This is a genomic window from Cupriavidus sp. R6-3, from assembly GCF_059772245.1.
The window spans coordinates 1-10279 of sequence record NZ_JCBAJO010000167.1 but is presented as its reverse complement, the minus strand read 5'-3'; the positions used below and the strand labels follow the sequence as shown (position 1 = coordinate 10279).

9 protein-coding genes and 1 pseudogene are annotated in these 10279 nt (G+C 70.5%); 5 read left to right on the top strand and 5 right to left on the bottom strand.

Features of this window, described 5'->3' with window-relative positions:
- Window positions 1-317: 317 nt before the first annotated feature.
- The 3 genes and pseudogenes from pxpB to pxpA form a co-directional block, all read left to right on the top strand.
- Window positions 318-1109, top strand: a pseudogene (gene pxpB / locus AC6EI8_RS19845) (5-oxoprolinase subunit PxpB); the annotation flags it as partial.
- Between the two features lie 161 nt (window positions 1110-1270).
- Entirely contained in the window at window positions 1271-2488 is a 1218-nt protein-coding gene (locus AC6EI8_RS19840; RefSeq protein WP_498382681.1) for a 5-oxoprolinase subunit C family protein, read from the top strand.
- A gap of 201 nt (window positions 2489-2689) precedes the next feature.
- Window positions 2690-3424, top strand: coding sequence for a 5-oxoprolinase subunit PxpA (gene pxpA, locus AC6EI8_RS19835; protein ID WP_149317328.1), 735 nt, complete (start codon window positions 2690-2692; stop codon window positions 3422-3424).
- Here the strand turns inward: pxpA and AC6EI8_RS19830 are convergent.
- The 5 genes from AC6EI8_RS19830 to AC6EI8_RS19810 form a co-directional block, all read right to left on the bottom strand.
- A complete protein-coding gene (locus AC6EI8_RS19830) occupies window positions 3421-4686 on the bottom strand; it encodes a VanZ family protein (protein ID WP_150083251.1) in 1266 nt (421 codons plus the stop codon). The genes pxpA and AC6EI8_RS19830 overlap by 4 nt on opposite strands.
- 25 nt (window positions 4687-4711) lie before the next feature.
- A complete protein-coding gene (locus AC6EI8_RS19825; RefSeq protein WP_223819594.1) occupies window positions 4712-5293 on the bottom strand; it encodes an ABC-type transport auxiliary lipoprotein family protein in 582 nt (193 codons plus the stop codon).
- A 95-nt stretch (window positions 5294-5388) separates the two neighbouring features.
- Complete coding sequence (locus AC6EI8_RS19820; protein ID WP_187829131.1) at window positions 5389-6348, bottom strand: MlaD family protein; 960 nt, start codon at window positions 6346-6348, stop codon at window positions 5389-5391.
- Window positions 6348-7247 carry an ABC transporter ATP-binding protein gene (locus tag AC6EI8_RS19815; RefSeq protein WP_223819595.1) on the bottom strand — a complete coding sequence of 300 codons (900 nt, stop codon included), beginning with the start codon at window positions 7245-7247 and terminating at the stop codon, window positions 6348-6350. The genes AC6EI8_RS19820 and AC6EI8_RS19815 overlap by 1 nt, the downstream gene beginning before the upstream one ends.
- The gene (locus AC6EI8_RS19810) at window positions 7244-8368 is read right to left on the bottom strand and encodes an MlaE family ABC transporter permease (protein ID WP_150083253.1); all 1125 of its coding nucleotides are present in this window, start codon (window positions 8366-8368) and stop codon (window positions 7244-7246) included. The genes AC6EI8_RS19815 and AC6EI8_RS19810 overlap by 4 nt, the downstream gene beginning before the upstream one ends.
- A 131-nt stretch (window positions 8369-8499) precedes the next feature.
- Here AC6EI8_RS19810 and AC6EI8_RS19805 point away from each other — a divergent pair, with 131 nt between their 5' ends.
- Together AC6EI8_RS19805 and AC6EI8_RS19800 are read left to right on the top strand one after the other, a co-directional pair.
- On the top strand, window positions 8500-9375 hold the full coding sequence (locus tag AC6EI8_RS19805) for a biotin--[acetyl-CoA-carboxylase] ligase (protein WP_149317604.1): 876 nt from the start codon (window positions 8500-8502) through the stop codon (window positions 9373-9375).
- A partial coding sequence (locus AC6EI8_RS19800; protein WP_498382680.1) for a type III pantothenate kinase occupies window positions 9372-10279 on the top strand: 908 nt, incomplete at its 3' end. The genes AC6EI8_RS19805 and AC6EI8_RS19800, both read left to right, overlap by 4 nt.

Genomic DNA, 10279 nt, shown 5'->3' with positions numbered 1-10279 from the left:
TGCGAATGTCATGGCGTCTCCGTGAGGTTCCTTTCTGCGAGGTTGCGGGCAAATTTAAGCGGGACATCGACGATTGATCTAATCAACTATCGGCGCGCGCCGCTATGGAAAACCCTAGGCGCCGGCATGGCGCCACAGGTTTCGCAAAACTCACTTTCTCGATAAATTGCCGATAAGACGCATGGCGGGCTCCACCGCGCTTTTCCGGACAGCATTCCGGACAGCATTCCGGGCGCATTGCCGAACGCATCTCCCAACGCATTCCCGAACGCATTCCGGACCCGCCACGCCACCTGGATTCCGCACCGATCACCATCATGGCCACCTGCACGATCCACCGCCTTGCCGAGCGCGCGCTGCTGTGCAGCGTGCCGCCTCCCGCGTCGCTCGACGTGCAACGCCGCTTCTGGGCGATGGCCGATCTGGCCGGCGCATGGCCCGGCGTGGTGGACGCCTATCCCGGCATGAACAGCCTGACGGTGCTGTTCGACGACGGGGCCGACCCGGACCAGCTCGAAGCCGCGCTGGCGCAGGCGTGGGCGCGCGGGGAGGGCGGTAACATCGGCGGCAAGGTCAGCGGCGAGGTCCACGCCCACGCCCACGGCCGCGCCAACGTCAGCCCCAACGTCAGCCCCAACGCCGGCTCCAACGCCGGCTCCAACGCCGGCCCTAACGCCGGCTTCAACGCCGGCTCCAACGCCGGCCCCGAGGTCGCCGGCCGCGTCGTCGAGATTCCCGTCCGCTACGGTGGCGACGACGGTCCCGATCTGGCCGACGTCGCCGCTCATACCGGCCTGACGCCCGAGGAAGTGGTGCGGCGGCACAGCGCCGGTACCTATACCGTCTACTTCCTCGGCTTCCAGCCCGGCTTCGCCTATCTAGGCGGACTCGACCCCGCGCTGGCGACGCCGCGCCGAACCGAGCCGCGGCTCGCGGTGCCGGCCGGCGCCGTCGGCATCGGCGGCGAGCAGACCGGCGTCTATCCCGCGGCCGCGCCCGGGGGCTGGCAATTGATCGGACGTACCGAATTGCCGCTGTTCCTGCCCGAGCGCGATCCGCCCTCGCTGCTGGCGCCGGGCGACACCGTGCGCTTCGTGGTGGCATCGGTGGCCGGATCGGCTGCCAAATCGGTAGACAAATCGGTAGACAAATCGGTAGACAAATCGGACGCCGGATCGGCCCCCAATCCGGATGCCGGATCGGATGCCGGGTCGGCGGCGCGACCGGACGCCAGATCGGGCGCCGGGCCGATCGCCAAGCCGGAGCGCCCATGATCGAGATCCTTCGCCCCGGCGCGCTGGCGTCGATCCAGGACCTCGGCCGCAACGGCATGCGCCGGTTCGGCGTCGGCGGCACCGGCGCGCTCGACAGCCTCGCGCTGCGGGTCGGCAATCTGCTGCTGGGCAACGCGCCCGGCGCGGCCGCCATCGAATTCACGCTGGGCCGCGCCACGCTCCGCTTCCATGCCGACCTGCGCATCGCGCTGACCGGCGCCGAATGCCGCGCCGATCTCGACGGCGAGCCGGTCTGGTGCTGGCATGCGTTCGACGTGCGCGCCGGCAGCACGCTGACGCTGCCCGCCCCCCGTGGCGGCACCCGTACCTATCTGTGCGTGGCCGGCGGCATCGACGTGCCGCTGGCGATGGGCTCGCGCAGCACCGACCTGAAGGCCGGCTTCGGTGGACACCAGGGCCGCGCGCTGCGGCGGGGCGATCGGCTGGCGGCGCTACGGCCCGGCTTCGGTCCGGCGCCATTGCCGCCGATCGGCGTGCTGGCGCCCGCGTGGGCGTTGCCGTCGCCGTTGTCTCCGTCGTCTCCGTCGTCTCCGTCGTCTCCGTCGTCTCCGTCGTCTCCGTCGTCACCGCCGCAGCAATCGCAGCAGTCGTCGTCGCCGTCGCAGCCGCCGCAGTCGTGGCAGTCGCCTCAGTCGCTGCGGACGCCGCAGTCGTCGCTGTCGGCAGCATCCGCCGACAGCCGCGCGCTGCCGATCCGCATGCTGCCCGGGCTGGAGTACGATCAGTTCGAGGCGGATGCCCAGCAGGCGCTGTGGCAGGCGGAGTGGATCGTCACGCCGAATAGCAACCGCATGGGCTTCCGGCTCGAAGGTCCCGCGCTGGCGCGGCGGCCCGGTGCGCCGGAGTTGCTGTCCCATGGCGTGGTGCCGGGCGTCATGCAGGTGCCGCCGGGCGGTCAGCCGATCGTGCTGATGGCCGACGCCCAGACCACCGGCGGCTATCCGAAGATCGGCGTCGTCATCGAGGCCGATCTGTGGCGCCTCGCGCAGGCGCCGCTGGGCGCTGCGGTGCGCTTTCACCGCGTCAGCCTCGAGGAAGCCGAGGCCGCGCGCATGCAGGTGCAGACCTATCTGCGCCAGATCGCGCAGGCGGTGGCGTGGCAGTCGGAGGCGCGGACCGGGGCACAGGCGCCGGCCGCGCGGCGGCGCGCGATGACGCGCCGGCTGTCACCGGCCGACGCCACGCTGCCGTGACGCGAGCGGACCCAACGAACGCGACGAACGGACAGAGCGCACCGACCCACCGACGCACCGACGCATCGAACCGAACGCAACGAACGCAACGAACGCAACGAACGCAACGAACGAACCAAGCGCACCGAGCGCACCGCGCGCACCGAGCCCGACGAACCGAACGAACGCAACGAACCGACCGAACCATCCTGGAGACCCGTCATGCAGATCGATCTGAACGCCGACCTCGGCGAAGGCTGCGGCAGCGACGAAGCGCTGCTGGCGTTGATCAGCTCGGCCAATATCGCCTGCGGCTGGCATGCCGGCGACGCGTCGACCATGCTGCAGACGGTGCAGTGGGCGCTGGCCAAAGGCGTCGCCATCGGCGCGCATCCGAGCTACCCCGATCGCGAGAATTTCGGGCGTACCGAGATGCAGCGCGACCCGCGCGACATCTATGCCGACGTGCTGTACCAGATCGGCGCGCTCGCGGCGATCGTCAGGGCCCAGGGCGGCCGCCTCGCCCACGTCAAGGCGCATGGCGCGCTCTACAACCAGGCCGCACGCAACCGCGCGCAGGCACAGGCGATCGTTGACGCGGTGCGGGACTTCGATCCGCGGCTGACCTTCTTCGGCCTGGCCGGCAGCGTGATGATCGAGGTCGCGCGCGAGGCCGGACTGACGGTCAAGGAAGAGGTCTTCGCCGACCGCGGCTACAACCCCGACGGCTCGCTGGTCCGCCGCGGCACGCCCGGCGCGCTGCTCGACGACGACGAGGCCGTGCTGTCCCAAACGCTGTCGATGGTCCGCGACCACAAGGTCCGCGCCATCGACGGGCAATGGATACCGATTCAGGCCGACACCGTCTGCCTGCACGGCGACGGCCCCCACGCGCTGGCCTTTGCGCAACGGATAAGGGACCGCCTGCGGGAAGAGGGGATTGCGGTGCGGGCTTAGGCCGCGTCGCCGGTGTTCGGTGCGTTTCGCCGCGCCCCACGGCTGCGCCGTTCCCTTCGCCGGGTCAGTCCGAACTGCTCGACGCGCCAGGCGAGATAGCAGAAGGCGAGGAACGGCCACAGCCAGCCGAGCCATTGGGCCAGGCCGTTGAAATGGACGAAGCGGCCGAGGCGCCAGCCCTGTTCGGAGACCCAGGCGTAGGGATTGGGCGGCAGCACGTTGGTCAGGATCACCAGCGTCAGCAGCGCGCTCATCGCCAGGATGCCGCGCAGCGGGCGCGGCAGACGCACCAGCAGCACCAGCGCGAGCGTGCCGGTCACCAGCGCGTAGCGCCCGCCCTCGGACAGCCAATTGAAGGCGTTGTCCGCCGGGAACTGCAGTTCGGCTGCGAGCCCCTTGAGCAGCAGCGTGGCGGCCAGCAGGCCGGCGAGGATGCGCAGCGTGGGCGCCTGCCGGCGCATTGCCACCGAGGCGAACAGGCCGGTGCCGACCCACGCGCAGCCGGTCACCAGCGATTCGAGCAACTGGTGCTGCTGCATGTCGTCGGGGCGCAGGCCGATGTCCTCCTGCAGCCGCAGGAAGCCGGGGAACACCCACTGCACCAGCTGCATCGGCCACGACTCGGGATTGGTCAGCCATTGCCGCACCAGGCCGCCCATGCCGAACAGATGCTCCTGCGGGAAGATCTGCGCGAACGGCCACAGCAGGATCAGGATGATGGCGAAGCTGGCGTGCGACTCGAACCAGGCGATGCGCAGGCGCCGCAGCGTGCCGCGGTCGATCATCGCGCTGGCGAACGGCGCCATCATCGTGCCGCCCAGCAGCGCGCCCAGCGCATTGGTCATCAGGTCGATGTTCGACGGAATGCGGTTGGGCAGCCAGGTCTGCAGCGCCTCCATCGCGCCGGACAGCACGATGCCGGCCGCGAAGGCCAGCAGCGCGGCGCGCGCCCCGGTCACGCGCGGATGCAGCGACAGCACCACCAGCGCGCCGAACGGGCAATAGCCGAGCACATTGGTCAGCAGATCGAAGTCGGTGATGTAGCGCGGCTTGGGCGCATTGAGGAAGGCCCACGGCGAGATGCCGTTGTCGGTCCAGCCGGTGAACGGATACAGGCTGGCGTAGATCATCAGCAGCGTCATGCACAGCAGGCCGAAGCGCGCCAGCGGCGAATGCCGCAGCGTGCTGGCGCTCTCGGGCGGGATCGCGGCGAAGCGCGGGTCCGGCGGCGTGGAGGACGGAGGCAGATCGGCCTGTTTCATGGTGCCGCTGTGATGGCGTACCGATTCAGCGTACCGGCAGCGTCGCCACCCAGTCGATGATCGCCGCGATCACGGCATCGGTGCTGCCGGCCAGCGCGCGCACGCCGCCCGCGCCGTCGGCGCTGGGGGCGGGCTGCTCGGCGGTGAAGGTCTTCTGGCCGATCATGCCGTTGCGCATCACGGTCGCGCGCACCTGCACCACGCCGCGGCTGCTGTCGGCGCTGTCGAACACCTGCTCGAAGTCGACGATATCGACCTTCAGCGCGGGCGCCTGCGTGTCGCCGCCCCAGCTCAGTTCGCCGCGGGCCGATACCGCTTCGCGCAGCCGCTCGTCGAACAGCCGCACCGGCGACATGATCCAGCGCTGCGTCGCATAGGGCTGCAGGCGTTCGGCCTGGGCATAGCGCAGCCGGTAGTGGATCGCGTTGCCGTCGAGCCAGGAGGGACCATCGGTGGACAGCACGCGCAGCCGCGGCAGCGTCTTGCCCGCTGCGGCCGACGGTGCTGCGGTGGGCGGGCCGAGATCGTACGTCGTGCTCTGCGGCGTATCCGGCAGCAGCGAACAGCCGGTCAGCAGCGCGGCGGCCAGCAGGGTAACGACCAGCATTGCGCCGGCGCCGGGGCGAAGCGCGGCGGAAAGGCGGGTGAGGCGGAGCGGGGCAGCGTCGGTCATGGGCGTCGGTTCCCGGTACAGGGTTGGATTCACGGTGCGGTCCCCGCGGATGGCGCGCTGAAGCCGTCCTCGCCGGGACCGGGCGGGGTCGCCGAGCCGCCGAACAGCACGCTTTGCGGCCGCTCGTTGAACTGGCCGGCGGCGCGGTCCAGGCTGCGCACCGTCTGCCGCGCATCGCGCGCGAGGCCGTTGAGCTGGGGCAAGGTCTGGTCGTTCAGATTGTTGGCCGCGTGCTCGACCGAGCCCGCCGCGGCGCGCAACTGCTGGCCGACGCCGTCGACGGTGCGCATCAGCGTGCCGTCGGGGCTGCCGAGCTCGCGGGTCAGCTGCTGCGTCGACTTCAGCGTGGCGTTCAGGTTCGCGGTGACCTGCGGCAGTTGCCGCGCGGCCGGTTCGAGCGCGCGCGCGACGCGGGCATAGTCGTCGACGCCTTCCTTGATCGAGCGGATCGTCGTCATCAGCTCGCGCCGGTTCTCGCCCTGGAACATGTCGTTGAGCGAGGCCATCAGCGATTCGACCTGCGTCAGCAGCGAATCGCCGCGCCGCTCCAGTTCCTCGAAGAAGCCCGGCCGCATCTGGATGCGGGCGACCGCGCGCGGCGAGGTCTCCAGCGGCGGCGACGGCGCGGTGCTGCCTTCCTGCGCCGCGGTGTCGTCCAGCTGCACATAGGCGATGCCGGTGACGCCCTGCAGGCCCAGCGTCGCATAGGTCGTGCGCGTGATCGGCGCCTCCTTGTCGACGCTGATGCGCACGATGATCTGGCCCGGCACGGACGCATCGAAGCGGATCGACTCGACCCGGCCCACCGTCAGCCCTCGGTACTTGACGTCGGCCTGCGGTCCGAGCCCGGTCACGGTCGAGCGCGTGACCAGGTCGTAGGGCACGCGCTCGGTATGGTCGGTGCCGAACCAGAACAGCGCGAACAGCACCAGCACGGCCAGGCCGATGGTGAACACGCCGGCGAGAAAGGCGTTCGACTTGTTTTCCATCACGACTCTCCAGCGTGGCGCGCCACGGCCGCCACGTCCGATGCAGGGTTGGCGCCGGCGCTCTGCGTGCTGAGCGCGCTGAGCGCACGCTGGCCGCGTTCGCCGAGAAAATATTCGCGGATGAAGGGATGGTCGATCTTCACCAGCTGCGGGATCGGCAGCGCCGCCAGCACCTTGCGGTCCGCCAGCACCGCGACGCGGTCGGACAGCGCCACCAGCGTATCCAGATCGTGCGTCACCATCACCACCGTCAGCTTCAGTTCGCGCCGCAGTTCGCGGATCAGCGCGACGTAGTCGTCGGACGCCATCGGGTCCAGGCCGGCGGTGGGCTCGTCCAGAAACACCAGTTCCGGCTCGAGGGCCAGCGCGCGAGCCAGCGCCACGCGCTTGATCATGCCGCCGGACAGGTCGGCCGGCATCTTGTCGGCGTCCCGCGCCGACAGGCCGACCAGTTCGAGCTTGAGCAGCGACGCCTCGCAGATCAGATTGTCGGGAAGGCAGCGAAGTTCACGCAGCGGCAGCGCGATATTGTCGATCACCGACAGCGACGAGAACAGCGCGCCGCGCTGGAACTGCATGCCCCAGCGGTTGCGCATCCATTGCAGCCGCGCCGGATCGAGGCTGGCGAGGTCCTCGCCGAACAGGCGGATGGTGCCGGCGGTGGGCCGCTCCAGGCCGACGATCTGCCGCAGCAGCACGGTCTTGCCGGTGCCCGAGCCGCCGACGATCGACAGCACCTCGTCGCGATAGACCTCAAGGTCGAGGCCGTCATGCACGACGGTATCGCCGAAGCGCTTGACCAGGCCGCGTACCTCGATGATCGGGGTGCGTGCGCCAGGCGGGGTTCCGCCGCCGGTGCCGCCGACGGTGCCGGCCCGCGTATCGATGCTCGCCGTCATATGCCGACATCCTTGAACAGGATCGCGAAGATCGCATCGGCCACGATCACCACGGTGATGGCGGTGACCACCGACGCGGTCGTTCCCTCGCCCAGGCTCTGCGTATTGGGCTTGATGCGCAGGCCGAAGTGGCACGCGGTCAGCGCGATCAGCATGCCGAAGGCCACGCCCTTGCCCAGGCCCAGCCACAGGTTGGCCACCGGCACCGCGTTGGGCAGCTCGCGCAGGAAGAAGACCGGGCTCAGGCCCAGCTGCATGTTCGACGCCACCATGCCGCCGATCAGCGCGAGCAGCGCGGTCCAGGCGACCAGCAGCGGCATCGCCACGGCCAGCGCGATCGCGCGCGGCATGATCAGCCGGAAGCTGTGCGAGATGCCCATGACGCGCATCGCGTCGAGCTCCTCGGTCACGCGCATCACGCCGATCTGCGCGGTGATCGCCGAACCCGAGCGGCCCGCCACCAGGATCGCGGCCAGCACGGGACCGAGCTCGCGGATCACCGACAGGCCGAGGATATTGACGATGAAGACGCTGGCGCCGTAGGTACGCAGCTGGTTCGCCAGCAGATAGGCCAGCACCACGCCGATCAGGAAACCCACCAGCGCGGTGATGCCCAGCGCCTTGTAGCCGATGCTGTAGACGTTGGCCGAGATCTCCCGCCACGGGCCGCGCCGCGGCGCGGCGGCGAAGCGCAGCAGGTCCAGCGACAACTGGCCCAGCATCGCGATGCCGTTACCGAGCTGCGAGAACAGCGACAGCATCGAGGCGCCGAGCAGCGTGACCGGGTTGAAGCGGTCGACCATCCGTTTTTTCCAGCCGTGCCGCCGTACCGCGGCGATCCGCTCGAAGGCGCGGCGCTGGCCGTCCGTGGCCTCGAGATGGGCCGGAAAGCGCTCGCCCCAGGCCTGCCACAACAGCTGCGCGCCGATATGGTCGAGCCGGCCGATGCCGCTCAGCTGCCAGCGCGCCGTGCCGGGAACGAGTGCCTGCAGCTGCCGGCGCAGGTCATGGGCGCAGCGCTCCTGCGCCAGCGACAGCGCGGTCCAGTCTCCCTGCAACTGCACGGCGGCGGTGCCGTCCTGTTGCGTGACAGCGATGTCCGGCTTCGTATAGCGTTCCAATGGCTGACCGATGTAAGGTGCGAAAGCCGATTTTAAGCCACGCGCCGGCAGGCGCCAAAGTGGACGCGGCTACAATGCGCATGGCCCGATATCCATGGGCCGCCGCCGAATTCCAGCTTCCCTCCGCCCGCATGACCGCCGCCCCGATCGATTCCCCCGCGTCTTCGTCCTCCTTGCCGCCTGCCTGGCGTATCGATCCGGTCCGCCTGCGGGCCGCGCTGGCCGAAGAGGCCCGGCAGTGGCAGCTCGAGATCGTCGAGGAAACCGGCTCGACCAATGCCGATCTGGTCCAGGCCTGCCGTCGGGCCCCGTGGGGCGAGGCCGGCATGCTCCGGCTCGCCTACCGGCAGACCGCCGGCCGCGGACGCCAGGGGCGGCCCTGGCAGGGGCAGGCCGGCATGACGTTCTCGGTGGCGATGCCGCTCGCGTTGCCCCCGGCGCGGCTGGCGGGGCTGAGCCTCGCGGTCGGGCTGGCGCTTGCGGACGCGCTGAACGATGTCGACGCACGGCTGGGCAAGGCGGTCGGCCTCAAATGGCCGAACGATCTGCAGATCGACGGGCGCAAGCTGGCGGGCATCCTGATCGAATCGGTGCCGGCGGGGCCGCAGCGGGTCTGGGCGGTGGTCGGCATCGGCCTGAACCTGGTGCGCGACGCCGCGATGGAGGCCGCGCTCGGCCGCTCGCTGGCCGGCGTCACCGAATGCATGGACCGATTCGACCCGCAGCATGGCCCGACCGACTTGCTGGCCGCGGTGCTGAACCGGCTGGCGGCGATGCGCACCGCCTTCCTTGCCGACGGCTTTGCGCCGATGGCGCGGCGCTGGTCGGCGCGCGATGCCTACCGCGACCAGCCGGTGCGGCTGCTGCACGACGGCGCGGTACAGGCCGAGGGCATGGCGCGCGGCGTCGACGACGAGGGCCATTTGCTGCTGGAAACCGCAAACGGGCTGCAGCGGATCGCCTCGGGCGAGCTGTCGCTGCGGCCCGCCGGCGAGGGGGCGCGATGAGCGCGAACCAGGATGCGGACACCATTGCGGGCGGCACTGCGCGCGCCAATGCGAGCGGCACTGCGCGCGCCAATGCGAACGCCAATGCGAGCGCCAATGCGAACGCGACTGCTGACTCCACCGCCGACGCCAATGCGACCGCCACTGCGGACACCACCGCGGGCGCTGCCGCTGACGCTGCCGCGGACATCGCCGCGGCCGCTGCCGCAGATACCACCGCGAACGCCACCGTGCTGCTGATCGATATCGGCAATACCCGCTTGAAGTGGGCCTGGTGCGACGCGGCCTCGCTCGGCGCCCCCGTTACCGGCGCGCTGCCGGTGCCGTGGCGCACCGGCGGTGCCTGCGGGCATGAAGCGCTGGCCACGCTGGCCGGCGAATGGCGCGCGCTGGCCGATGCCGAGGGCGCACCGCGCGGCGTGTGGATCAGCAATGTGGCCGGCCCTGTCATCGCGGCCGAGGTCGATGCCTTGCTGGCCGATGCCTTTGGCGGTCCGCCGGCGGTGCACTGGGCCCGCGCCACCGCGTCGCACGGCACGCTGGACAACGGCTATCGAGAACCGAGCCAGCTCGGCGTCGACCGCTGGGTCGGCGGCATCGGTGCGCGCCACCATCTGCCCGAGGGCAATCTGCTGATCGTCACGGCCGGCACCGCGACCACGATCGACGTGGTGCTGGCGCCGGACGGCCGCGACGGTAGTGACGGCAATGATGGCCGCAACGCCAGCAACGCCAGCAACCGCAGTGGCGGCAGCGACGCCAGCAACGCCAGCAGCGGCACGCCGGCGCGCTCTCGCTTCGCCGGCGGCATGATCCTGCCCGGACTCGCGCTGATGATGGGATCGCTGGCGCGCAATACCGCGCAGCTGCCGGCGGTCGAGATCGGCGAGGCCCATGCCGCGGC

Excerpts from the sequence above, each read along its gene's own strand:
- pxpA (WP_149317328.1), top strand. The coding sequence starts at position 2,690 with ATGCAGATCGATCTGAACGCCGACCTCGGCGAAGGCTGCGGCAGCGAC.
- AC6EI8_RS19830 (WP_150083251.1), bottom strand. The coding sequence starts at position 4,686 with ATGAAACAGGCCGATCTGCCTCCGTCCTCCACGCCGCCGGACCCGCGC.
- AC6EI8_RS19805 (WP_149317604.1), top strand. The coding sequence starts at position 8,500 with ATGACCGCCGCCCCGATCGATTCCCCCGCGTCTTCGTCCTCCTTGCCG.
- AC6EI8_RS19825 (WP_223819594.1), bottom strand. The coding sequence starts at position 5,293 with ATGCTGGTCGTTACCCTGCTGGCCGCCGCGCTGCTGACCGGCTGTTCG.
- AC6EI8_RS19840 (WP_498382681.1), top strand. The coding sequence starts at position 1,271 with ATGATCGAGATCCTTCGCCCCGGCGCGCTGGCGTCGATCCAGGACCTC.
- AC6EI8_RS19820 (WP_187829131.1), bottom strand. The coding sequence starts at position 6,348 with ATGGAAAACAAGTCGAACGCCTTTCTCGCCGGCGTGTTCACCATCGGC.
- AC6EI8_RS19815 (WP_223819595.1), bottom strand. The coding sequence starts at position 7,247 with ATGACGGCGAGCATCGATACGCGGGCCGGCACCGTCGGCGGCACCGGC.